The 24,399-nt window shown below is 47.5% G+C and carries 26 protein-coding genes; 19 read left to right on the forward strand and 7 right to left on the reverse strand.

All coding sequences use genetic code 11. The annotated features are described in order from the left end of the window. The first annotated feature begins 728 nt into the window (after nt 1-728). Nucleotides 729-1,979 carry a reverse transcriptase/maturase family protein gene (locus HBA55_RS36400; protein ID WP_167001009.1) on the forward strand — a complete coding sequence of 417 codons (1,251 nt, stop codon included), beginning with the start codon at nt 729-731 and terminating at the stop codon, nt 1,977-1,979. A gap of 60 nt (nt 1,980-2,039) precedes the next feature. Here HBA55_RS36400 and dsr2 read toward each other — a convergent pair whose 3' ends face one another. Next, the gene (gene dsr2 / locus HBA55_RS36405; protein WP_206020125.1) at nt 2,040-5,702 is read right to left on the reverse strand and encodes an anti-phage defense-associated sirtuin Dsr2; all 3,663 of its coding nucleotides are present in this window, start codon (nt 5,700-5,702) and stop codon (nt 2,040-2,042) included. Nucleotides 5,703-5,917: 215 nt separating this feature from the next. Between dsr2 and HBA55_RS36410 the strand changes: the two genes are divergently transcribed. Together HBA55_RS36410 and HBA55_RS36415 are read left to right on the forward strand one after the other, a co-directional pair. Beyond that, nucleotides 5,918-6,208, forward strand: a complete 291-nt coding sequence (locus HBA55_RS36410; protein ID WP_167001013.1) for a hypothetical protein — start codon at nt 5,918-5,920, stop codon at nt 6,206-6,208. Between the two features lie 85 nt (nt 6,209-6,293). Beyond that, nucleotides 6,294-6,845: a hypothetical protein gene (locus HBA55_RS36415; protein WP_167001015.1), complete on the forward strand. Its 552-nt coding sequence runs from the start codon at nt 6,294-6,296 to the stop codon at nt 6,843-6,845. Between the two features lie 401 nt (nt 6,846-7,246). Here the strand turns inward: HBA55_RS36415 and HBA55_RS36420 are convergent, their stop codons facing one another. From HBA55_RS36420 to HBA55_RS36430, 3 genes are all read right to left on the reverse strand, one after another. Continuing rightward, nucleotides 7,247-7,864, reverse strand: coding sequence for a hypothetical protein (locus HBA55_RS36420; RefSeq protein ID WP_167001017.1), 618 nt, complete (start codon nt 7,862-7,864; stop codon nt 7,247-7,249). An 89-nt stretch (nt 7,865-7,953) separates the two neighbouring features. Continuing rightward, entirely contained in the window at nt 7,954-8,352 is a 399-nt protein-coding gene (locus HBA55_RS36425; RefSeq protein ID WP_167001019.1) for a hypothetical protein, read from the reverse strand. Nucleotides 8,353-8,409: 57 nt separating this feature from the next. Beyond that, a complete protein-coding gene (locus HBA55_RS36430; protein ID WP_167001021.1) occupies nt 8,410-8,868 on the reverse strand; it encodes a hypothetical protein in 459 nt (152 codons plus the stop codon). Between the two features lie 714 nt (nt 8,869-9,582). Here HBA55_RS36430 and HBA55_RS36435 point away from each other — a divergent pair. The 5 genes from HBA55_RS36435 (at nt 9,583) to HBA55_RS36455 (ending at nt 12,297) form a co-directional block, all read left to right on the forward strand. Further along, a complete protein-coding gene (locus tag HBA55_RS36435; protein WP_167001023.1) occupies nt 9,583-10,296 on the forward strand; it encodes a recombinase family protein in 714 nt (237 codons plus the stop codon). A gap of 9 nt (nt 10,297-10,305) precedes the next feature. Continuing rightward, nucleotides 10,306-10,518 (forward strand): hypothetical protein, encoded by a 213-nt coding sequence (locus HBA55_RS36440; RefSeq protein WP_167001025.1) that lies wholly within the window; start codon nt 10,306-10,308, stop codon nt 10,516-10,518. A 100-nt stretch (nt 10,519-10,618) separates the two neighbouring features. Beyond that, nucleotides 10,619-10,849 carry a hypothetical protein gene (locus HBA55_RS36445; RefSeq protein WP_167001027.1) on the forward strand — a complete coding sequence of 77 codons (231 nt, stop codon included), beginning with the start codon at nt 10,619-10,621 and terminating at the stop codon, nt 10,847-10,849. A gap of 228 nt (nt 10,850-11,077) precedes the next feature. Continuing rightward, entirely contained in the window at nt 11,078-11,266 is a 189-nt protein-coding gene (locus HBA55_RS36450; RefSeq protein WP_167001029.1) for a hypothetical protein, read from the forward strand. A gap of 389 nt (nt 11,267-11,655) precedes the next feature. Further along, on the forward strand, nt 11,656-12,297 hold the full coding sequence (locus tag HBA55_RS36455) for a hypothetical protein (protein WP_167001031.1): 642 nt from the start codon (nt 11,656-11,658) through the stop codon (nt 12,295-12,297). Between the two features lie 138 nt (nt 12,298-12,435). Here HBA55_RS36455 and HBA55_RS36460 read toward each other — a convergent pair whose 3' ends face one another. Beyond that, on the reverse strand, nt 12,436-13,239 hold the full coding sequence (locus HBA55_RS36460) for a helix-turn-helix domain-containing protein (RefSeq protein WP_167001033.1): 804 nt from the start codon (nt 13,237-13,239) through the stop codon (nt 12,436-12,438). 261 nt (nt 13,240-13,500) lie between these two features. On the opposite strand from HBA55_RS36460, the gene HBA55_RS36465 reads away from it, so the two are divergent. The 4 genes from HBA55_RS36465 (at nt 13,501) to HBA55_RS36480 (ending at nt 17,844) form a co-directional block, all read left to right on the forward strand. Continuing rightward, complete coding sequence (locus HBA55_RS36465; RefSeq protein ID WP_167001035.1) at nt 13,501-14,427, forward strand: toprim domain-containing protein; 927 nt, start codon at nt 13,501-13,503, stop codon at nt 14,425-14,427. Continuing rightward, on the forward strand, nt 14,420-15,916 hold the full coding sequence (locus HBA55_RS36470; protein ID WP_167001037.1) for a YfjI family protein: 1,497 nt from the start codon (nt 14,420-14,422) through the stop codon (nt 15,914-15,916). Before HBA55_RS36465 ends, HBA55_RS36470 begins: the two co-directional genes overlap by 8 nt. Before the next feature lie 171 nt (nt 15,917-16,087). Continuing rightward, nucleotides 16,088-17,275, forward strand: a complete 1,188-nt coding sequence (locus tag HBA55_RS36475) for a tyrosine-type recombinase/integrase (protein WP_167001039.1) — start codon at nt 16,088-16,090, stop codon at nt 17,273-17,275. A gap of 191 nt (nt 17,276-17,466) precedes the next feature. Beyond that, nucleotides 17,467-17,844, forward strand: a complete 378-nt coding sequence (locus HBA55_RS36480; RefSeq protein WP_167001041.1) for a hypothetical protein — start codon at nt 17,467-17,469, stop codon at nt 17,842-17,844. Nucleotides 17,845-17,867: 23 nt separating this feature from the next. On the opposite strand, the gene HBA55_RS36485 is transcribed toward HBA55_RS36480, so the two are convergent. Next, nucleotides 17,868-18,596, reverse strand: coding sequence for a hypothetical protein (locus HBA55_RS36485; RefSeq protein ID WP_167001043.1), 729 nt, complete (start codon nt 18,594-18,596; stop codon nt 17,868-17,870). Nucleotides 18,597-18,851: 255 nt separating this feature from the next. On the opposite strand from HBA55_RS36485, the gene HBA55_RS36490 reads away from it, so the two are divergent. Together HBA55_RS36490 and HBA55_RS36495 are read left to right on the forward strand one after the other, a co-directional pair. Beyond that, on the forward strand, nt 18,852-19,613 hold the full coding sequence (locus HBA55_RS36490; protein ID WP_167001045.1) for an HNH endonuclease: 762 nt from the start codon (nt 18,852-18,854) through the stop codon (nt 19,611-19,613). A gap of 164 nt (nt 19,614-19,777) precedes the next feature. Then, complete coding sequence (locus HBA55_RS36495; protein WP_167001046.1) at nt 19,778-20,752, forward strand: hypothetical protein; 975 nt, start codon at nt 19,778-19,780, stop codon at nt 20,750-20,752. A 173-nt stretch (nt 20,753-20,925) separates the two neighbouring features. Here HBA55_RS36495 and HBA55_RS36500 read toward each other — a convergent pair whose 3' ends face one another. Beyond that, entirely contained in the window at nt 20,926-21,249 is a 324-nt protein-coding gene (locus HBA55_RS36500) for a helix-turn-helix domain-containing protein (RefSeq protein ID WP_167001048.1), read from the reverse strand. 153 nt (nt 21,250-21,402) lie between these two features. On the opposite strand from HBA55_RS36500, the gene HBA55_RS36505 reads away from it, so the two are divergent. From HBA55_RS36505 to HBA55_RS36525, 5 genes are all read left to right on the forward strand, one after another. Continuing rightward, on the forward strand, nt 21,403-21,912 hold the full coding sequence (locus HBA55_RS36505; RefSeq protein ID WP_167001050.1) for a hypothetical protein: 510 nt from the start codon (nt 21,403-21,405) through the stop codon (nt 21,910-21,912). A 109-nt stretch (nt 21,913-22,021) separates the two neighbouring features. Beyond that, a complete protein-coding gene (locus HBA55_RS36510) occupies nt 22,022-22,657 on the forward strand; it encodes a hypothetical protein (protein WP_167001052.1) in 636 nt (211 codons plus the stop codon). A gap of 335 nt (nt 22,658-22,992) precedes the next feature. Continuing rightward, nucleotides 22,993-23,364: a glutaredoxin family protein gene (locus HBA55_RS36515; protein WP_167001054.1), complete on the forward strand. Its 372-nt coding sequence runs from the start codon at nt 22,993-22,995 to the stop codon at nt 23,362-23,364. A gap of 41 nt (nt 23,365-23,405) precedes the next feature. Continuing rightward, nucleotides 23,406-23,675: a hypothetical protein gene (locus tag HBA55_RS36520; RefSeq protein WP_167001056.1), complete on the forward strand. Its 270-nt coding sequence runs from the start codon at nt 23,406-23,408 to the stop codon at nt 23,673-23,675. Nucleotides 23,676-23,706: 31 nt separating this feature from the next. After that, complete coding sequence (locus HBA55_RS36525) at nt 23,707-24,099, forward strand: FAD-binding oxidoreductase (protein WP_240946476.1); 393 nt, start codon at nt 23,707-23,709, stop codon at nt 24,097-24,099. The last annotated feature ends 300 nt before the right edge of the window (nt 24,100-24,399 follow it).

Genomic DNA, 24,399 nt, shown 5'->3' on the forward strand with positions numbered 1-24,399 from the left:
TGGTGGCAACAGCTTCTTAAGTACCGCTTCTTTCCTTTCTGGTGAATAGTGTTTCACTCATTCCTCATCAGCCCCCTGTTCAAGTTTTCAACAATTTAGGGGGTGACATCTATCCTGACACAGGGGGGCCACTACACGGTGGCAGTTTGCCGTTAGCTTCTCGATGCGTATTACCGTATTCGACAAGCTCCCAGAATTTCAGTTGTCGGCATCATTTAAGACGATTGAGCCTATGGGTAATGGGCACTGCGTTTTCCCACCAAAGACCGAATTCGCAGATCATACACATCACCGTGGAGTATTTGGCATGTACAGTTATGGGAAATTAGTAGCATCATCAGCTTTCAGGTGGGCGAGGAATCCAGCTGGGCTGAGGCAGCTTGCAAAAGCAGCACTGCTCCCACTTTTGACGGCCTTGGCGTTAGTTATTGCGATAAGCGATCACCGGTCCGGAGAAGTGAGACGCATTCTCACCTGCGGCGAGCCGCCGTCACTTTCTCTCTCTTGGCATGGTGCCGGGAACAGAAAAGTGAAGCGGGCTGTTGAGCATGCCACTACACGGTGGCAAACTGCCGTTAGCTTCTCGATGCGTATTTCCGTATTCGACAAGCTCCCAGAATTTCAGTTGTCGGCATCATTTAAGACGATTGAGCCTATGGGGAATGAACTGATCAGGCTCCGCAGGGTGGAATTGGTCACTGCGGAGCCCAACCAAAACGGAGTTGGTTTTGCAGAAACAGTACGCGTCTGCGCTTCAAGAACTTGCCGATCCTGACACCCTCAAAACGCACCTAAAAGCATTCTATCGGCATACCCCAAAGCATAAGAGAGACACAGCAGGAGTAGATGGATTAAGCCTGAATCAGATTGGCGCACATAATCCTGCCTTCATACGCCAACTTTCTTGTGAATTAAAAGCTAAGTCCAACCAAACAAGTCACCACGCGCAATATAGACACCAGTCCCTTTCCGTTTTCCCGGCTGTAAAACCAGATGGAAAAAGCTTTCGCCTAATTTGCATTCCAACCGTCAAAGACCGTCTTGTTCAAAAAGCATTGCTAGGCCTACTCAACACAAGAGGGATCAAGATTGGTACGGCGATTAGCTATGGCGATCGCGAAGGTAGAGGAGTTGATAAAGCCATAAGGCATGCGCTGACACAACGAAAAAAACACCCATGGATTTATAAAACAGATGTAACCCAATTCTTCGACCGCATTGATAGAAATAGAATCAAGAATATCGTTAAAAGCAGAATTAGATATCGATCCCTTCACCCTCTGATTTTTCAAGCTATAGATGCTGAAATATCTGAGGAACACTTACAAAGATACTCCCCAATAATAGCTTCATGCGGTATTAAGAAAGGGTTGGGGTTGCGGCAAGGCTTACCGTTATCACCCGCCCTATCCTCTTTGTATCTTGAAGACTTTGACAATGCGGCGCACAAAGAGAAATTCAGAGTAGTTAGATATGCAGATGACCTTGCATTTTTTTGCACATCCAAGAACGAGTGCATCGAAGCTCATGACTTTTGCGTGAATAAACTAAAACCATTGGGGCTCGACGTTCCCAACATTGGAAAGAAATCTAAAAGCAAAATTTATTCACCCAGTCAAAATGCTGAGTTCCTAGGCCTAGAGATCTCCCTCGGAAATGATTCTGAATACCACTTGCAGATTTCAGCGAAACAAATTTCCAAAGTTGCCTCTAGATTTGATGAATTTTCTGACATAACGAAAAATTTACAAGAAAAACGTATGTTTTCTCAACTTGTTAGCAAGCTAGAGTCATTAACTCACAGCTACAAAGGGCATTATGGTGAGGCGGAGAATTACGAGTGGTTTGAAACGAAATTACACTATTGGAAGAGGCGAGTTTACTACCGGTTGTTGTCACGTAATTTAGGAATAGACATCCAGAAAATGGACGCCAAAACTAAAGTATTCTTCCACCTTACCGATGCGAAACTTATCTAGACTTCAGAAATATATAAGATTTAGAGGGAATCTCACATCTGAATCCCCGAATATTGCAAATTATGAAGGCCAGGCATTTCTGACCTCGGAAAACTCTGAACTATCGGAGGCTATTATCTCCCACTCACCCACCACATTCGGGACAGACTGATCAGATTCTATATAATATATTGAACATTCGTAGGCTAATTTTGCTGCTGACACACGCACCTCTAACGAATCTATGAAATCGTATACTTTACTGTTAGGGCCGGTGTCTGAAATCAATTGCCCCAAACAGAACAACATTGACCGCTCCAGTTCAGCGCTGAGTGTAAAATCTGGATTCCTAAGAAGCCACCTAAGAAGATTCATTGCTCGTATAATCGTTTCTCTTCTCCTGTAAACCAAACAATTACCTAGTAGCCTCTTAACAGCACGAACCATTTCCAGAGACTCATTGTCGTTTCGGCAAGCCAGTAACTCGACAGCAAAGAATCCATCATGAAGATGCTCTTCTTGCATTCCAGTAATTGCAGCCTCAATTTGAAAAATAAGCGATTCTGCGCCTACCTCGATAAAATCAAAGAATGCGCTCTTAATTCTGCATGTCGGGACCAAGAACTCATCCATCTCAGATATCAGTCGCACTAACGACTCCGTTCTAAGCTCATCATCGACCGGGAATACGTTACTAATCGAGACGTCAAGGACACCACTCAAATTTGAAAATCTCAATTTAAATTCGTTTGCTATTTCCTGGCTATCGTGCGCCAAAAAGCTCTTGTCAGCATCCCACCATTCAACGTAGATATCAAATAGACGGCACACCTCTTCACGTGTCCATGAAAGTTTATTTGAAGCTCCCATTGTTTCATTACAGATGTCTATGGCTCCTTCATTCAATGCAACTCGACTTCCTTTCTCCAATTTTTGCAAAGGTAAGGGAGTTGAAAGAATATGATTCTTCATCAATTCAGTTGCATTGATGCCGGGACTTTCCAGATCGCCTAGAAAAGCGAATCGGTAAAATCCTGTGCCTGATGGAAAACCAGACTGATCCAATTTCGACCACAAACCAACAATAAAGTCATCCTCCTGTTTTTGATTTAGCAAACCCAGTTCATGAAGCTTCATCAGCGAACAGGAAGACCAAAGTCTATTCGCTTCAGACGATGAATTAAGAAAATCCGACAGCTCTTCGAACTTCTCAGAATCTATCTCGGGATAACTACGTTTCGAGACTCTTCTGATGTCTACCTCCCTCAACCGCGACAGTGGATTTATAAATTCACTCCCAGCAACCGGATGTAACTCACTTCGATAACATACATCTAAGAGTTTTGGAATACACTCCATCATCTCCTCTTCCGACAATGAAGCAACAAGTCTATCAACAAAATGACGAACCCCTTCATAACCAGATTTTGGCTCTATACAATATAAATCTTCGAGATACTCTATAGCCTTTATTTTCGATCTAAGAGAGCACTTGCAGAACAGTCTTGACGTAATTTCAGGAAGAACCTTTTTGAGAATTTCAGCCCAATTCCCGAAAGCCTTCGACTCCAAAACCTCTCTTAACACATCGATGTATTTGCATATCAGGTTGTCGACCTCTTGGACTTTCTTCTTATGAATTGACGCCCTGTTATATGCTAAGTCGACAAACTTTTTGTCACCTGCTCGCACAATAGTTGCAACAATCCAGTAAGGCGCATACTGCTGTAGTCGCTTAGCTGAACCAGATGCCCCTATTTTTCCGAAAGTGGTTCCAGGAATATTGTATGGGATACCCACCTCTTCAATGAACTTCAAATATTGATATGCTATTAGAGCTTCAGCATTTTCTACACCATAGTTTTTATTGGTATTCACTCTTCCCAAGTCGAACGACTTGGTAACCTTTACTCTAGGAGTTTCTGCCGGTTCTGAACTTAGAGCCGACTCAAATAGATTTAACTCAATCCAGGGGTCACACTTGTACTGCTTTAGTGAATTCCAACGATCTGAATACTTATCTCTATCTTCATTAGAAAACTTCCCCTTTCTCCAAGAGATACCCAGTCTTATGTACCTCAAAATTACAAGTATGTATGACTCCTGGGAGACGAGAGTATAGTCCGTTCTAATCGGCCTAAGATTTAACTTAGATCTGACAGATCGCAAAGCAGCTTCAAGTAACTTCTCTGCTTCATCGAGGTCCCCAAACTCTGCTAAAAGAGCCGATTTCTTCGTCAACCAATACGGCTGATTTTCATGAACATCCCAAGAGCTAAGCTCCCTTTTGGCACTACAATAATCAAGAGCGAATAGGCTGTATAGAATACGCTCGTAAATTACTTTGCATGCGTCATCTTGCGTAGATGAAAACCGTTCGGCTAGGCTTATGCTCTCCTGCCACTTTTCAAGCTCTCCCTCTTCGCGATAGTGCCTAGTCAAACAAAGTATGATAAAGCTGATTGCATCTCTGGCCTGCCATGGCTGAAGGTCTAGCCTCTTGAGATCATTTTCGGTCTGCATATCGACTTTTGTTTCATCGACAAACAATGGAACAAGCTCATTAATGACACGTTCGACATGTTCAACATTGTCGGAGAATATTGGGACCAAACACTTTTCGAATCGCCAAAGAAGCTCGTAGAAAAACGATAGTCTAACTATCGAGGGTAACTCATCTTCCGTTTTTATGCATCCGCTCCAGTTCTTTGTATGGCGCCATAGACTACTACGTCGGTCTTCTGGAACGATCAGCCAACCAGGGTAATCTTCTCGTTGGCCTCTCCATGCCCTAATAATATCTATAAGCCCTGATTCTTTGGTTTTAGATTTATCGTTGTAATCAAGAGAATAGGAAGTCTCACCAATCGGCCACGCCAGTTTGTCTTCAGCTTCCTTTCTTGACTGACAAAAATCCAAAAACGCCTCAATTCCCTTGTAGTGATCTTGACCAATCTCAGAAACTTCAGACATGTCGATAGGAACAATATTGTATTGCTCCAACAAATTCTCTTGAGCCCTTGATAGATTTAACACACCTACAAGATAAATTTTTGGAGAGCTATCACTTCCTAGATTATCTCTAATCCAACCAATCCAACGAAGAAAATTCGGATCATCACCTGAGAAACCGATGAGGCACAATGTATTTTCCAGTAGTGTTTGCTGGACGGTGTTCACAAACGGAGCGAAATCAAAAGGGTAACGTCGATAGTCCTCCTCCGTGACAATAAATGGTTCAACGCTGGGAAAGCTACCATGTAACTTTATGATTCTCGGCTTTTCTGAATATATTAGGTCTTCCTTACGTACGACGAGGTCAAATTTGTTCGTTGTGACCTTAGTTCTGGACCGCTCCAGAAGCGTGTCGTAATTAGTAGTGAGAACATCTGACCATGGCAATTCCAATAGCTTTATATGCAACTCCGAAGGTTCATATTCTTCATCAGGTATTGCCTCTCTAATTATTTGATGCAGCGCAGGTCGGCCAAGGGATGCCTGGACTTCATCGGCAAGTTTCAAGACATTGAGAAATCGATAGTCATCGACTCCTTTCCCTCTTGTTTTTTGAAGAAATAGCTCTCCCAGATTATTCCAATCAGGGAAGCTCTTCGTACCGTGAGATTTTGGTGTAGCATTTCTGCTGAAACCTGCCCCGACCATTATCGCGGCATGCCCAGACCACAGCCTCGTAGAAACTTCATTAAGATGAGGGAGAACGTTCTCGGGAAAGTCTGTGGTCATTTTCGATTCCATTCGAGCAACTTAGATTGGATAATTTTTGATCGCCAACTAGCTCTGTTAGCGGAGCTACCGATGGCTCCAGGCTAAACAACTGTGAGCTAAGGCTACCATTCTAACACCCCTCAAAATTTTAGTCAGCGCCCCTCTGGGTATCTTATATGGAGGCACCATTCTGGCGTCTCCTCCAACTTTCACTAAGATACTCGGAGGCTAATATGCCCAAGAAAACCCACCCCAGAACCATTCCTGCACCAGCCACAAAGCTAACCCAGCAAATCCGACACGTAGAGCTGGAATTTGTAACGGTCTATGACGACTTCTGCGCATTCACCAACCAGAACGCTTTCTTCTGTGATGCCATCTCCGCAATGGCACAGCAGCGAGAAATCCTGCCACGCGAAACCGTTGGCGGAATCATCTTTCACTGCGACTGGCTGAAATCTCGAACCGCAGATATCAGGCTCGCAATGGGCTCATTACATGCTCAACTTCAAGAGATCCGATAGCTGTACCATCGTACCAACTCACTCATCAGATCCACTGGATCGTTCCCTTGCAACACTAACTTTCCAATATCATCAGGAGACTACTATGCCCAACAAAACCCAAACCAAGACTACCGAAAAACCGTCTCGCATCCTCAAGAAGGCAACCTGCCCTCTTCTCTCGCCATCGGCCACCGGCAAGCTCACCTACAACATCGGCTATAGCGAGGATTCCGGCGCGGTCTTCGTGCGTATCATTGCCAATACCGGCGGCGGGTACTTCAGCAATGAGTGGATTGCCCTGGAGGACGTCACGGATATCATCGAGGAGCAACCCAAAGCTGAACCCTTCCCCGCCCTTGTCTTTCGCCAACTGTATGAAAGCCGTGGGTCCAACAATCACGGCTTCCTCGCGGCAGCTCTTCGGGCGGAGGGCATCTTGAAGCCCGTCGACAAGAAACCCTACCTCAATGTCTTTGGCAGCATGAAACCCTTCTCGGATGCAATCGGTCCACTCATACAGGATGACACCGCGCTGGAAGATGAGGTGGCCATTCATGAGGCCGAGGTAGCGGCGAAGCGGGAAGCCCAAATCGCGAAGACGAAAGCAGCGGGGAAATCTGCAAAGTCCACTCGCGGCAGCACCCGGAAGAAGTAACCCCTCCGAGTCCATTTCTTGGGCTTTTCTTGAAATTCACCCTCACAAAAAGTCCCCTTTGTGTAATGCAAGTTTGCTGCATTGCATCCCCCACCCTCCCCCTCGAACTGAAACCTGACCAACGTAGCTGTCGACCTGCCCCTTTTGCAATGACCAACTGTTTGTTGTTGCCGCATTGATGAGGTCGAGCAAAATGCTGGTTCGTGAAGTTCCGAGGGGTGCCCCCCCCCCACCACCACTTGCCCCCCTTGCCAGAGTCCTTGTACCCCATGGGCTGCAGCCAAAGGGGCGGGAGGGGTGGGGCTGGGAAGATATTTTTTATCCGTGACGGTGGCTCATTTGGTGTTGCCGCCGCTGAATCCACCACATTACGCCGAAACTACCCTACCACCCTTGCGTATTCAATAACCCCAATTGCTATCCATTGGATCCGTTATGAAGAAGCCGGGATTGCCAAAACTAGGGTCTATATCGATGTTGATTTCAAAAGCAAGGTCAGGTGCATCCAACTTTTTCAAGAGTGCTGGAGGTCTTTCATACTGAACTTTTTTGGATGCCGGGCTTATTCGTGCCTCAGGTAAATAAACCCTGATCGCCCTGGATTCAACATCTGCACCTAGAAGCGTATCCCCTCTCTGATTTTCAACATCCGGAACTAAGAAATAGCTGTTCCGTTCAGAACTAACATTTAGCCAACCTTTTGAATACCCAATGTGCTCTTTGCCAGGCGGGTAATTTAGCCAACTTATAAGATTTATGAAGCTATACGTAGTAGTTCCATCTGGAAAGTAAACATAAATACCATCATCAGTATCCCAAAGATGGACATTTATTGTTACGGGTTTTTCATGCCTTGTAATTTTGGAGTGATCAATAACCTCTCTTTTTATCTCTTCGATGCCTCCCAACTTTACGAGTATATGCCCTGTATGTAGGGGTGTAGATTGAGCATTCGAAGCTGACAAAATAGTCAGCGCCAGTATGAACTTTGTGGCAACAGCTATAGCTTCTTTGTGCACATTACCTCCAATGGTTAGTGACATGGCAACTTTTGTAGTGAGAAACCCAAATTTATATATGCTCTTCCCTAAGTACGGAATACCAGACTCTATATTCGGCACCAATATTCGTCGTATCCATACCAGCCGCCAGTATTTATATAGCAGTCCCCTTGATAAACAAAGCGTGCCTCTATGTCATAATCATTATCTATCGTCACAGAAAACTCATCTTTACTGATCACCCTGTAATTTAGGAACTCCATTGCGCTGTCGTCACCATCGATAATGACCGCGTATCTATTCTCTTCATATACGATTACTGCATCGATCTCGTGATTACGAAGAAAATCAAGTACATCTTTGTCAACCATAGAAGGATCAATATTATTCAGCGTCATCCCTCTATTCATCCGCCATTCGCCTATTAATCGCTGATCTTCCTGAGGCTCGCAACCAACGATAGATAGAATGGCTAGAATTGATGCAAATTGGCCTACTTTGAGCATATGCAAATAGAAGTCATTGGCCGTGCAATGAGGCTACTTCTTATAGAAGATTGACTATTAGACATTGCCGCAACCTTCTCCCCCAGCACTATGACTTCCAATTTTGATTTCTGGATAACGAAATCCAATGTTGTCAACTTCCTTTTGAGACAACTCAGGAAAAATGTCATCGCTAGTCAGGGCCTCACAATCCGGGCCTTTAGATAAGAGATAGTACTCCTGAGATGAATCACGAACCTGATAGAAATAGTCACCTGTGCATTCACAATCTATAGCACCATCATCTATCCCTCCATAACCACCCCGAGCATCCTTGAGAGTCTCAGGATAGTGTCCAAAGATAATTCGATATTGCTCAATCTCCACAAGCAATTGACGTAATTCTGAGCCTGTCCAATCGCCTGGTGTCTCAGCAGCCCAATTCTTCTTCTCATTTTCTTGATATATGTATATAGCTGCGATCGCTGTTGCTATCGCTAAGAATCCACCCAAAGCCCCAGAAAAAAATGATTTCATTTGATATCTCGTCAAACTCGTATTCGATGGCGCTACTACACAGACAATCACGCCAGTTCTTGTACGTTTACAGGGGGAATTTAGACGGGACTTGCAATGAGATCCCTTCACATCAGCGACAAACCTAATTCCCTATAAGCTGCCAATGTTATATCACTTACCGGTGTATCTTTCCACAATGGCGAAATTCCAGACCATTATGACTACCCCTGACTGGGTGCTCCGATCTGCCCCACCACATGCCCCACCACATGCCCCACCAATTGCCACCACCTGCTGGAGCCCTTGTGCCGCATGAGCTGTAGTCTTAAGGGGTGGTAGGGGTAGGTAATATGTAAAAAAAATAAAATCATTATAAACATGCGTGATATAGGGGCTACCTTGGATAGCGCCTGCCGGTGAAAACAGAAAAAGTTTTCCCGGTTGCTACCACCCCCTCCCTCCCCCCCACCAGTACAAAACGGGCACTCCCTCCTGCCTGACTCACTGGCATAGACCTTCGGGCGGCAGTCCAGAAACCATAGAAAGTTTCCGCTGCTGCTACCACCTCCACCCACCACCGGCAACTCGCTCGATACCACCATTCCAAACCATCATTGCCATTGGACCACGATGACTTTGGATCGGCAGGCTTTACGTGACTGTTACCGGTGAGACCCCAGGTGCTGCAACGGCACCGCACTTTTCATCAACCATCAACAAAGAGGATTCGATATGAATCAACACCAACCGGCACGCTATGTTGCCTACTACCGGGTTTCCACCCAAAAGCAAGGCCAATCCGGTCTCGGCCTGGAAGCCCAACAAACCGCAGTCCGTGAATTCCTTGCTGCATTCGGCGGAGAGGTTCTCGCGGAGTTCATCGAAGTGGAAAGTGGCAAGCGGGCAGACCGCCCCGAGTTCACCAAGGCAGCGGACTATGCTGAGCTGGCCAATGCAACCGTACTGGTGGCAAAGCTGGATCGACTGTCCCGTGATCTCCATTTCATCACCAGCCTGCAGAAGCGGGGCATTCGCTTCAAATTGTGTGACCTTCCTGAGATCGACCAGCTCACCATCCACATTCTAGCCGCAATGGCAGAGCATGAAGCCCGGATGATCTCCATACGGACCAAGCAGGCATTGAAGGCTGCAAAGGATCGTGGCGTGGTCCTCGGCAATCCCCACCTGGAAGCGCAACGCAACCGGGATGTATCGGCAGCGAACAGTCATAGAGTACAGAAGCAAAGGGACTGGCAGGAAAAAATCTTCAAGGTAATCACCTTCCTGGAGGCTTCCGAAGAGTTGTCCACCTGTCAGGCCATTGCCGATGCCCTCAATGATAGAGGCCTTCGGACGATTCGCGGGGCAGAGTTTTCCGTACCCATCGTCAGTCGGCTTCGGCGGCAACGTGATCTACAAAGTGATCGTGATCTGCAACATGCATAGGGAGGCCCCATGTCAACATTCACGTTGGTTCTTTTTGGGATGGCCGCAGTGATCATCTTGGCAGGTGTTGAGTATGCTTTTCTGATATTCATCGCCGTCATCCTGATCTACATGCATCCCATCAAGTCCATCATCGGATTTGTCTTATTAGCCTACCTGAAGGTCAAGGGCGACGACCTGAAAGCCAAGGTCAAAGCCCATTTCAAAAACCGCCGGAAGTGATACGTTGGCCGCTCCCATTGGCTGACTTCTACTTCCATCTGTACACCTCTACCGCGTTCTGCGGGATTGACATCTAACCATTAACTTTAGGAAATCTATTATGCTCACTCACCCATTAGCGGAGGTGCGCGCTCGTCTGGAAGAAGCTGTTGCAGCTCTCCCCGGTGACCCCGCCACCGCCACACCGCAAGACATCTATGACCAGTACGAAATGCTGGCCATCGAGATACTGGACTCTGAATTTGACCAATTTAAGGAAGGTCTCTTAGAGCATCATCTACAAACGTTTCTGCTGTTGAAGCGCTTGGAGCTGGGCATTAAAGATGGCTGATTGAAGGCCATCACCAAAGTGGGCACCGGGAAACCGGTGTCCTCAAGGTGCTTCTTCCAAACTCACAGATTACAACTGCTACGGTAGACAGCGCTGAATGATGCGCAAGCATTTCCAATCAGTATTGTCAATCAGGTCATCACATCAGAATAAGATTTTCGGAGGGGCTGTTAATCTCTACCCGGGGAAGCCACAGTGGATTGTTACCAAAAGTACATGACACTCACCATGATCGCAGAAATTTCCAATTCTGGCGAAAATCGACCCGCCGAAACTGCCGAAACTGGTTTTAGGGGTTTTGGCGGTATCCGCCTCTCCATCGCCACCGATTTTTCGATCTTCCGACCGGATGACACCGACAAAACCGACAAAACTCATCTCTGCTTTCAACAATCAAAATCCGGCGAAAATATTTAGATTATTTTCATATGAACGGACTGAAAATCCTGCAGAAAAGACTATAAGCACACCCCTCCAAAAATAACTTCCCTTGCTTTGAGTGCTTTTGACCCAAGAATGCAGAACGGATTAATCCCAAAGTTCTTCTTCTTGGAAAAGTTTTTTATTTAACCCTCAAAATGCTGTAACTATTTAATCTATCTCACTACCAAGGAAGACACCTTTAAAGAAGAAGGGAATGCAATTTCTTCCTCGTTTTCAGAGGCTTTTCACTATATTGCCTTCGTCATTTTCACTCACTAACATTGTCACAACTGGTCGGCTTTACCGGTAACCGCCACCAGTGATTTAGGCCCTGCGCGCTTGGCTCTTGATGCACAATTTAAGATGCCCTTAGGAGCTATAACATGAATGATATCTTCCCCGGCACCAAGAATGATGATGACTATTCTCTTGCAAATTGCCACCCAATTAGTGCTATGTACCCCAGTAGGCGATTGCAGTGCAACGAAATCATCAGAACGCTGGATGTCAAGGTGCCGTTTCATATGACCGGCAGGTATGTCGACTATGCCTGCGCTGTAATAGGAGAATTCGATTATCGAAATAACTTGATAGGCTTCGATTTATACCCAGCAATTCAAGAACTGCAAGCTGACCCTGAGTGGTTCATTTATCGTACATGTCGATTTCACTCCTGCTGGACTGATAGAGATGAACCTTTTGTTTATGCACAGGTTCTTCCCACAAATGTTCAGGATTCGCCTATGTGGCTTTCACTAGCACATGCAATGAATCAATGCGAAGGAGCTGAGATTACTCTGGAGTATTCGCCCGGAAAGCAGCAGTTTACAGCAAAGAAAACCAGAAATGTGTACTGCAACATACCTGAGTGGAGAGATTTTGATACTGTCCTTCATAAAGCGCTGGCTGGCCATGTGATACTGGGCGATGGCTGCGAGGTCTACGACAAACTGAAGGAACAAGCAGAACTACATAAGGGCGATGAACATGGCATTCATGAATTTCAAAATATCAGACCAATATAGTTAGGTTGAAGTGAGTCCATATCAATTGTAGCCGCCTGCTTCACTTAACATGATACCCGGTCCCGTAGAGGGACTGGGTTTTGTCAGTTTTGGCGCCATATTTTTCACGCATTCAGGAAAAAAAAGCGCAAATTACTGCTATGGCGCCTCTTTCTGGTTGAGCACGACAATTCTATCGCAGGACTGAATCCACTCCTTTACCTCGACACGATCCAAATCCAGTGCGTTCCTCGCCACCAGACACATACTTTTCTCGGTTTGCTTCAACATCAAAGTTAGAAATCGGATAATTTCCTGCGCTAGGTCCACCCAGCCATCTTCAACGAGATGAAAATGAAGCTTGTTTTTGGAATCTGTTATGGACAACATTTTAGTTTCAGCCCGTAACCTGACAACATCTTGAGCATAGGGCTTCGATTTCTGATAATCGGCAACCCGGTCACTCCAGTGAGCCAGCTCTTTCGCTTCCCACCAGAAAATCTGTGTTTCATCTTGATCACGTATTTTTACAGACCGGGCAGCAAGCTGTCCATCCGGTTTAGTCGATACTATTCCCCACCTGCGCATATAGTTGTGGACTGTTCTGCTTGTCAGCTTGTGTTTGAACCGTTGAGTAACCAATCGATATACCGCTTCACTGGTCCACAACACATCACTCGGATGAACAGTCGATGCATCATTTTTGAGCATCCACTCGATGATCTTCAATTCTTGCATCGGGGTTAACCCCCTTTTCAACTTCCCCCTAGGGCCCTTTGACTTGGCCTTGATGCCCTTAGCGCCACTTTTCTCGTAAGTCTTGACCCACCGGAAAACAGTATTGGGATGAACACCATAAAGATCAGCAATATACCGGTAGGTTCTACCTCGCTTTCTCAACCTGATGGCTTTTTGGCGCAAAGCCTCCTGATGATCTGCGGATAATGATCTGGCATCCGTCATTGCGATTTCCAATGTGATTATTCATCTATAGTATTTCATTATCTTTTATATGTAAATCAGTAACTTAAATGACATTTTTGGTTTCTCGTGACATTAACCCCTCTAGACGTGCACGCGCCGCTTACCGATCAGAAGCCTGACCAAGGCCACTCGCTCGGACCGGTAGTCCACTTGCCAGAAGGGGTTCAACGGCAGCCATCCCTTTGGTCTCCTACCGATATCACGGGTGGCTGTCTTCACGAGATTTTAAAGGGGAAAGAAATGCCTTTTAACCATCAAACAGACTCAATCACGGTTGAGCAGCGGCGCCAGCAACTTGAACAGGAGATCCGATTAAAGCTTGGTGCGGATATTGAAACGGTGGCGGACGGAAAAATACATCGCCACCGAATGCCAGGGAAAAGTTGCAGCAATCGCTCCATCTGGGTATGGGTCTCTCCAAATGGTGACCGGGCGGTTTTCGGGAATCATGTTACCTGCGAACGTTACAGCTGGACTGCGGAGGGAGCTGACCTGTTTACGTCGACCACCGGCGCTGAGACTAGGCAACGAATCGCAGAGCATTCGATGGAAGTTGGTCGTGCGCGCCTAGAAAGGCAATCTATAGTCGCAGAGACGGCAAGACTGATTGCTGAAGAAGCTGAAAGGGCTGATGAGAATCATCCTTATCTGCAGACCAAGAGGGTATTGCCACATGGGCTCTTTCAGCTCAATGGTGCGCTGCAGGTGCCGCTCCGCGACGCCACCGGTGAAATCCACAATATGCAGCGAATATACCGCGATGGAACCAAGCGGTTTATGAGAGGCGGCCGAGTGAAGGGGTTGTTCGCCGAAGTCGGCGATCGAAGCAGCTCGCTGAATTGGTACATCACAGAGGGATGGGCTACAGCGGCCACTGTTCATGACGTTACGGGCGATCCTGCCTTGGCCGCCATGAATGCGGGAAACCTGATGGAGGTGTGCTTGGCGCTGGCCAGCTCCGCTCCCCCGGGCGTCAAAATCGTCATTGTTGCCGACAATGATCATCGAACGCAGGGAAACCCAGGATTAACCAAAGCCGTGGAGGCTGCGACGGCAATAGGGGCAGACTATGTCACCCCAGACCTGCCATGCAATCATCCAGGGTGCGCTTGTACTGACGTCAATGATGTAGAACACTGCGTCGTTCGGGAGGTTAATAATGACTGATACCAAGGTTATGCTAGATCGTACCATTGCTTCCGTGCACAGCCCGATACCTTTGGATGCACAGCTTCCACCGGTACTTCCACTCTCTAAAGCCATGCTGCCTCCTTCTCTAGAAGGCTTTGTTTTTGATGTGGCAGGTCGTGCTCAGTGCCCTGCGGACTATGTCGCCGTTTCCTGCATCGTCATCCTGTCAGCCATATTGGGCAACAAATACTCAATCCTTCCAAAGCAGCACGATAACTGGGAGGTACGCGCTAACCTCTGGGGCGCCATCGTTGGCCCACCGTCGGCGATGAAGTCTCCAGCAATGAAGGAGGCTGCACACCCCCTGATCGACATTGAAAAGTCCGGAGCGGAGTTTGCGCAGAATGCCATTGAAGAACACCAGATGCTGGCGGAGCTGCATAAACTCGAGGAAAAAGCACGCAAACAGGAAGCGAAAGCCCTCCTCAACGAGGGTAGAAAAGACGAAGCTCTCGAGAAGCTACGGACAGCCCAGCCCGAGGAACAGCATTTTGATCAGTTCCGCTACATTGTCAATGATGCCTCCGTCGAAAAGTTAGGTGAGCTACTGAATGAAAACCCCAATGGCCTGTTGTTGATGAGAGATGAGTTGTCAGGCTTTCTCGCAAAGCTGTCGCAAGAAGACGGTCAGCTGGAGAGGGCGTTCTATCTGGAATGCTTTGACGGCAACAGCCGATTTACTTATGACCGAATAGGCCGTGGCACAATTGTCATCGACAACTGCACTCTCAGCTTGCTAGGTGGTATTCAGCCAAGCAAGATTGCTCGATTGATCAGCATGGCAATGCGTGGTCGAGCCGACGATGGTCTTGTTCAACGCCTTCAGCTGACAGTTTGGCCGGACCCAAATGAGAAGTGGGAATGGCTAGATCGCCGACCAGATCAGGATGCCTACCAACGTTATCGAGACACTGTGCGGGCATTCCATCAGCTGCCGCTTCCAGAGGCTGGACCAATCCAGTTGAAGTTCAGCGATGGCGCCCAATCAATGTTTGCGGACTGGATGACGTCTCTTCGCAAGGATATCGCTGACGGCGAACACCATCCTGTGGTGCAGAGTCACTTAGCAAAGTCACCCAAGGCCGTTGCTGCCCTGGCTCTGCTGTTCGAGCTTGTTGAAGGCGGAAAGTCCCATGTTGGTCAAGCGGCAGTAGAACGAGCCTTACTCTGGGCTCAATACCTCCGCTCCCATGCATTGAGGCTCTACAGTATTAATACCAACAACGCCGTCGATAATGCAAAGCGGATCGTTCAGCGCAGAGATAAACTCACTGCCAGCTTCACGGCCCGTGATGTGCGCAGAAAGGGATGGGCAGGCCTGACCGAAAGCAGTGACGTCAACGGTGCCCTGGAATGCCTTGTTGATCACTATCACCTGCTTGAGCTGCCTCCATCAACTTCTGCTCTCGGAGGAAGACCAACGGTCCAGTACCGATGGCACCCGGAACTCAACAAAATCGGCTAATTTTTAGCCAGCCCATATCGTCGAAACCGCCGAAACTCCAGTATTGGCGGTTTTGGCGGCTCCCTTTCTGGCTACCCTCCGAATTCTCACGCTCGGTCAAATAGCCATATCTTTCTAAACCACGGCGGCAACGCCTTTCTTCAATCACCAGGCAAGACGGAGGATGTTCCTATGCCTAGAATTCTCTTAACCAAGAAAGTCATTAGCGATCAACTGATCTGCCCTCCGGGCAAGAACAAGATCGAATTATGCGATACCGCTCTTCCAGGTCTTTTGGTCGAGACTCGCGCCACCTCCCCCGGTGTCGGTACTTTTTACCTTCGCTACAAGAATGATCAGAGGGAAACGAAGTACCTTAAACTCGGGCGAACTAGTGAAATCAGTCTTGAACGGGCTCGGCAGCAGGCGAAGAAACTGAAGGCGGAGGTCCTGACGGGTTCAGATCCAAGCTCTGATAGACAGCAGCTAAAGGACGTGCCTACTTTCACAGCATTCATGGAGGACCGTTACTTGCCTTACGCCAAAGCCAGAAAGAGAAGCTGGACTTTCGATGAAAGTATGTGTCGACTGCGGATCTTTCGAGTCCTCGGCAACTTCCGTCTGACTGAAATCACCCGCTTGCAGATTCAGACCTTTCATTCGGCATTGCTGGATGAGGGGCTGGCACATGCAACTTGTGATCATCATCTTAAACTGATCCGCCACTCACTCAACCTTGCTGTTGAATGGGGATTGCTGGAGAAGAATCCGGCGGAAAAAATCCCGCTGTTTCGTGTTGACAATCGCAAGGAGCGGTACATGACCGATGAAGAGCAGGCCCGCTTGTTAGAGGTATTGGACAAGCACCCTAACCGTGTGATCGCGTTATTGGTGAAATTTCTACTCTGCACCGGTGCTCGCGTCAACGAAGCCTTAACCGCAACCTGGGATAACGTGGATACCGACAACAAAGTGTGGCGTATACCGGCAACGAACTCGAAGTCCAAAAAGATCAATTCCAAGCCGTTGAACCAATCGGCGCTGGATATCTTGAAGGAGCTGCGAGAACTGAACCGGTACCATGATCATCTGTTTGTGAACCCCCGCACTGGCAAGCCTTATGTCAATGTCCAGAAGCCCTGGAGACGCATCAGGACTGAAGCGGGTTTGCCGGAGTTGCGCTTGCATGACCTTCGCCATCAATTCGCATCGATGCTGGTCAATAGTGGACGGTCGTTGTATGAGGTTCAGCAGATCCTCGGCCACTCGGACCCGACTGTGACCCAGCGGTACGCGCACCTCTCCTCCTCTACGATGCAGGAGGCGGCAGAGACCGCAACCCTGTACCCTGGGGGTGCCCCCGCCGGAAACGCCCCATAGCGGGCCACTCTGGACCACTCTCGGGAGGTCACTTGCCACTACTCCCCTGCTGCTCCGGCTGCATCCCCACTCCGGGGGTGTGGTCGGAGTACCTCTTTTTTTTTTGCATTTTTCGGAGTTTTGATTCAGGGAGTATTCCTTCCCTATCGCCAGAACTCCATAATCATTTTATCGTGAGCAATGAGATACTTATGACAAACATTTATTACAAGCTCGAAGACGAAAAAACAGCCGTCAAGTTGGTAGCAAGGCACGGCGAAATCTGCTACCAGCTTTGGAAGAACAGAAATGGTAATGTGTACATTGAAGTCACCCGCAACAGTGGCAGCGGTACTGTTCCCAGAGGAATTGTTTACCCGGCAGATGAAATACTTGCGAGATTACCCCCGCTAGATCAAAGATCCCGGGTTCGTAATCACAAAGGTTTAAGAGGGCTGATAGGCTACGAAATCGATTCCGGAAACCCTGTGACTCGAGATAACAATAACGTCTCAGGGTTTCTCAAAGCTGCAGCGATTGATCACTTCTCATTCAGCAACCAAGAGGAAGCTTTATCGTCTGGCCAGTGAATGTAAACTGTCCTGTAAGGCATCTATCGCCGTAATAATCCTTCAACTGTTGCGGCAACACGTATCCGCCATGCGGTCAACCGAGCCAGAAAGCCTGTCCTACCGGAGGGCCCCTTTTCTGGCTCCTTGACCCAGCGACTTTGATCTGTAACTACTCGGCCATTTATAAACGGTACATATGTTCGGGAGGCACGAAAGCTTGGCTTCAACACCAGCCAGAAATCACCAGTAATTTCTTCATCGGCGGGATAGTCCACAAACTCCATTCTGTCATTCCTTGCCTTTCTGAGGTCGACTTGGTCCAAGGGATTTGCATCTACAAGATATAGCACGCCCTGATGTCGAAGGAGGTGATACCATACTCCGTCAGAATGGATTGAGATGTCGCTTTCTCGATCCAGTATGCCCTCAGCCCTGAATTGAGAATTTAACTCGGTCCCAGGCAACGCCACCTCCGGTACTTCCTCGACAAAACCAGACAGAACAGAAATCTCTGCTAGCCGAAGACCACCACTTCTAGAAATCCTGTATCGGCAGATGACGCCACTGTGCAGAGCTGTAAAACGAAACCTTGCCGTCTCCAGAACACCACTGTCCTGTAAGTCCTGCCAAGCTTTCGTTCTAACAAACTCGTCTCCCCATCCATTACCGACGCAAGGGTCTGACCCACGTATAATGCCGTAGAGGTATAATCCAGACAGTTCCAGATCTGGACATTCATTGGCGAGGCTGTCAGACATTTGGTCGGTCACAGGCATTCCTTCATAAAAGGCAGAGTAGCTGTAATATTGACCAAGAAGCGCCTCGGTGCAACTTCCTTCTTTCAGGAGCCCTCTTTTGTTGATAGCACGTATGCATCGAACTGTGTTATGGTCGCCAACGTACTGATTAATAGGGAAATAGTTAGTCTCCTCTCCTGCTTTATTCCCTAATTATACAAGGCTAAACTTCGCCCCATGGCTCCCTTCAAAAGTGTTGAAACACAACTATGAGATATTTTCAAGCTTATGGAATTGGATGAACAAGGAAGAAAACTTCTCTCACTTTTGGTATCGAGGCTAGACAGTGCTACCCCTGGTAGACCTGATACCTACATTGGCTATAAAGAGTGCCACGAACTTCTGGATCTGCCTCAAATGAGAGAAAAGTGGGGAGAGAGCTTAAAGCCCCAAGGCCTGAACTCATTGGCCGAATGGACAGTTGCAAATAACCTTCCTGCAATCACCGGTCTCATAATAAATCGGCTGTCGAATGAACCTGGTCCCGGCTATTTTTCATTATTTGGAAAACAAAAGAATCCGTATGAATGGTGGGAGAACGAGATACGGAAATCTAGAAGCCATGATTGGTCAGACTACATTGAAGAATGTGTAGAATTGAACCCAAGTGACATAGAAGTACCAAACAACAGGTCGGATATGGTGGTTTCCAGAATCATACGTGATTCAGCCCTCTCTCAGAGAGTAAAGCGCCTAAACAACTACGAATGTCAAATTTGTGGATTATCAATACAAGTCTCGAAAAAAAGGCGCTACGTAGAAGCCCACCACATCATGCCCCTGGGCAGCCCTCACAACGGTCCAGATGTTATAGAGAATATGATTTGCGTCTGCCCTAATCATCACGCGATGCTGGATTATGGTGCCATAGCCATAGACGTCAGAAAGTTAAGAAAATCTCATGGGCACAGTATATCCAATGTCTTCGTAGAGCATCATAATGAGAATATTTATGGGCCTAATATGGCCAATGAGGAAGGCGAAGGCTAGACAGCACCTAGACAACATTAGAATGGAGCGTTGTGAACGCCGAACGGCATACTACCAGAACACACCGAACTGCAAGAATTTTCTACGAAAATACTTTAAGCTTTGTCCGAAGAAAACTTGAGCAGCCTACCAAGCGTTTAACGTTTATATCAAAGGAGTGAATCTTGCCCTTTATCTTCTATCGCAGCAGCGATTACGTAGCACCATACCTGCACTTAAATACAGATGGTGAGTCTAGCATCCGCTGCAAAAAGCTTGACCTGTATCGCTCGATGATCACCGTTGGAAACCCGAGCTTTATCTCAAAACGTCAGATAAAAGACTACGGGTTAGCTAGGGCAATTTATAGCTCGGTGATAGAAAAGATTGGTGTTGTGTTTGAGAACATACAATCCGATAGGGAAGGGATGAGATTACATCCTATCTATCACACTCACGTAAGCGATAAGAAACGAATTGTCAGTTATAACTTAGGAATGGCTTTCGCAAAATTCTATGCCGAAAGACTACTCGACATTGGCAGCCTAATCCATGTGGAGGGCCTGAAGACACTTGGAGCAATTCAATTTGATACCCCCAACGAAGGACGCGGCAGAGAACCAGATCTTGTCGGGCAATGTGCAAATGGCCACTGGCATGTTTTTGAAGCTAAAGGCATGTCAACCAATCAATTAAATTCCAAAATCGCAAGCGCCAAGGAGCAAGCTCAACAAATTGCCTCAATAGACGGTACGACACCTCGAACACTAAATGCGTGCGCAACCTATTTTAGTGATAAGCGAATACTTACCCACTTGGCGGACCCAGAAAGCAAAGAAGAAAGATCCCTTAATATAAGCAGAGAAAAATTTATTGATTCAAACTACAGATCAATATTTCTGATAGAAGACGCCTTAGAAAGGAAACTTGAGCTGATCGCTGAAGATAATTTCAGATATTACGGCGTAAATCTGGAAGCCAACGGAGTAAATCTTAAAGTAGGCATTGAAGAAGAGATTCACGACCTGCTTAAGCAAAAGGAGTTTTCGAAAATACCTCAATTTTCAAGGTCAAGATATGCTGAAAATGCAGCTGATCAGAGAGTAAATAATCTTTCGATGGGATTCGACGGGATAGTCGTGAAGTATCGCGACTACTGAATATTTAACCCGTCAACTTATGCAGAAGCGCTCCCATTGATTATTTCTTGTAAAGGTTAACCGCTTATGAGTGCCCTGTTCTGGTAGACACGCAAACAAAATGTAGCTGCAGCCGTTAAGGAGACCGGAGCGCATGAGCTTATGTCAAACATTTGGCACAACTGAGATGAGCACTATAAATCATACCCCAGAATTGCTTCCACTTCGCAAATCTGCTTCTTTTTGGCAATGCCCAGCTTGAGTATCAACTCCGCCAGCCTATCATCATCGCAGTATAGATAGGCTACCGGGATGCCAAGCGCCTTGGCCAATTTTTGAGCAGTTGCATAGGGCGCTTCGTGCTTCCCGGTCTCATATCGGCTTATACGGGCGCTACTGCTGCCCTCGTCCAACCCAATCTCGACTCCCAATTTGTCCTGGGGCATACCGATCCTTTGCCGCGCTTCCCGCAGGCGGCGACCAAAGATGGAGATTTCTGGCTCGGCATGTTTTGACATGCAGCCATGATGGTCAATTTAGCTTGTCGCCTCTCTACGTATTACGTAGAATTTTGCTTTCTGGAGACCTGAACATAGCTTTGGGTGCACGGGCGGTAGGAAGTAGCGATACACCACTACTGAAATCTAACGGTTTGATTCGAGGGATCAACGATGAACAGCACGGAAAAAGTGAATATCAAAACTTGGTGCATCCTGGCCTTTGCAGTATTTATGGTTCGCCCAATCGGCGACAAGCTCTCGGCATTTTTGGACTTTTTACCCAGCTCCCTTGATCTGGAAACCCTGGTTACTATCAACACAACGGTGTGGTTTGTCGAAGCCCTTGTTGGGTACAGCATTGCCGGTATCCTATTCGGTGTTTGCGCAAGCATTACACTTGGACACAAAGGCATTCAGTACGCAAAATGGTTGCCTCTGGCATTTTTTGGTGCGTATTGCATAAACGCATTCATCAACCTCTTTAGCGCAGGGAGAGCCAGCAACTTCTCTGTTCTCAACCTGCTAGGTCTATTACTGACTACCGGTACTGGGTATGCGTACTTAGTAGTCTCTCCTTTGTCTAGCTACGCAGCCATGTGGTTTCTCGAATCCAAGAATGGTGAGTCTGATCGAGCAATACCAATTGGATTTTTGGATTGGCTGAAGTTGGCATTTAAATAAGCCAGTACACCTTCGCTGCAAATAGAGAACATTCATTGAACATGCTGCCCTAGCACCAGAAGAACGCCTCCAGAGGGCTTTGGATCAAGACATGAGATGGTTTTAAGATATGCGTACAGTAATTACTATTTTTGCACTTTTGATAGCTGGCTGCTCAGATCAATCAGAAATTCAAGAACTTGTCAGCTCACGATTAAAGGACCCAGATTCAGCTAAGTTTCGAAACTTCTCTGTCAGCAAAACAGGAAATAGGGCCTGCATTGAGTGGAACGCAAAGAATTCATTTGGTGGATATACCAAATGGAAGTTCGCCCACTTTCAAGATGTTGAGGGAACTTGGAGAATCGTTGACCCTTCCACCTACTCGGATAGATGGTGTACCGAATCAGAAGCCGATGCAATACTGGCAAGAAATCAGATATACCAACCTGTTGTGTCCTCCTGCAGCAGTATCGATATGGGTAAACCGATTGCTATAGGTGATGTCATCGAAAAGTACAGAAGCTATGATGAGTTTGGCTGGATTGATGGAATCCATGAACGGGATCGGGGTTTGCTTTGGAAAGTCATGGAAATACAGGAGGATTTCATATCCGCCAAGTTTATTCGCGGCGAGATTCCTGGACTCAAGCATGGTGAAGTCCATAGATTTTTTTCTTCTCGCCTGTACCAAAAGCACTACCCTGAAGCAAAAGGCAATGAGCAGCCACTCCAAATGTACCACGTGTGCAAACGGATTCGGTAGAGAGCAGTTCGGCACCGGCCCGGAGTTCGGTCCGACCGAACCCATAGCCCACATGGCCTGATGGCAACCTGGGACCGGTTTCCGACCTTTCCCGGTTCGGCCATGGTTCGGTTTCGGTACCCCGGTTCGGTACACCCCGGAAAAACTCGTTACGTTTCTTCGGCTTTCTCTTTCTTTTTGCAAATGATTATCATTCTCATAATCGATAGGTCCACGGTTCAAGTCCGTGAGGGCCCACCATCTTCCCCGGATTGCATAGGCTGCAGAGCCATAGAGCGCACGACTCTATAGGCCACAGAGTCTATCGCTCCAACCTCAGACCGGAGACTTTGCCCATGGTTATTGTTCGCGCCATCCTTGGTTCCCTGATTCTGTTCTTTGACTGGCTGTTTACCCCTCGTGGGGTGAAGCGGGATAGCGATGCCCAGAAGCAGCTGGATGCCCAGACGAGCGGGTTGACCCTGTATCAGTACAAGGCGTGTCCTTTTTGTGTGAAGGTGCGGCGGGCGATTAAACGGCAGTCTCTGGCGATTGAGACTCGGGATGCCAAACGCTGTGATAGCGCTCGGGATGAGCTGGTTGCCGGGGGTGGGCGGTTGAAGGTGCCTTGCTTGCGGATCGAGGAGGCCTCCGGGGAAAGCCGCTGGATGTATGAGTCCGGGGATATTATTCGGTATCTTGAGGGGCGGTTTGGGCAGGCTGCCTAAAAGCACTACCCCCAGTTGGAACGGAGGCCATCCCATAGCAAATGGATAACGTCACTTTGGTGGTGTGGATTACAGCCTACACCGCCCTCTATCACTGGTTGGAGACCACTCAACCCCGACAGCCGATTCCCCTCACAATTGGCCTGATTGTGGGGGTTGTCATGTACATTACCCCTGATCCAGAAAAACGTTTGGCGCTCTATAACCAAAATAGCGATTGGCTGGATTGGCCGTGGCTTTTGGTTTGGATCGTGATCAACGTCGCCATCTGCTCGTTTCCCTGGTTCAAAAAGCGATATTGGTCGGTGTGAAGCTCCAATGAAGATTAGGTTGATCACTTTCATGATGCTGCTGTCAGGCTCGATCTTCGCATCTGACGCAAAGCTGAAGCCATTCGCAAGTGACGGCTGTAGTGCGTTTCCGGATGGCTCCCAGGAACAACGCCAATTGTGGCTGCAATGCTGTACGGAACATGATTACGCCTACTGGAAAGGTGGCACCTACAAAGAGCGTGAGGCTGCCGATTTTGCACTCAAGGCCTGTGTTGAGAAGGTTGGCGAAGAGGAGATCGCCCTGTTGATGCTTGCCGGGGTTCGCGTGGGTGGGACGCCCTTTCTGCCGACCAAGTTCCGCTGGGGTTACGGTTGGCCATATCCCAGGTTTTATGGGGAGCTGACCAAGGGGGAGTTACTGCAGGTTGAAAACGCTGAAGAGCAAGGTAACGGGAAACCATAGAACCACCCTGCCAGCTGTTCGATCTTTGACCGCCACCTCTCCGGCTTTCCTCCAGGCAATAAAAAGCCCCGATCAATGTCGAGGCTAAAGCAGTCATGAGGAGAGAGTCATGAAATCTGTATTCTGTGACCGGAGGATTTGGGGGATAGGACCATAAATATTCAAAATAATAAGGGAGCGTCTAAAATTCTGTGTCAGGCCGGGTTTAGGCGTTCCCGCATAACATCATAATTCAATAACTTCATCAAGCCGGCCTTCAAAGAATATGGCGAGCTGCGACAGGGTGAGCCCCCAGTTTTG

The sequence above is a fragment of the Pseudomaricurvus alkylphenolicus genome (genome assembly GCF_011683955.1).
GTDB lineage: Bacteria > Pseudomonadota > Gammaproteobacteria > Pseudomonadales > Cellvibrionaceae > Pseudomaricurvus > Pseudomaricurvus alkylphenolicus.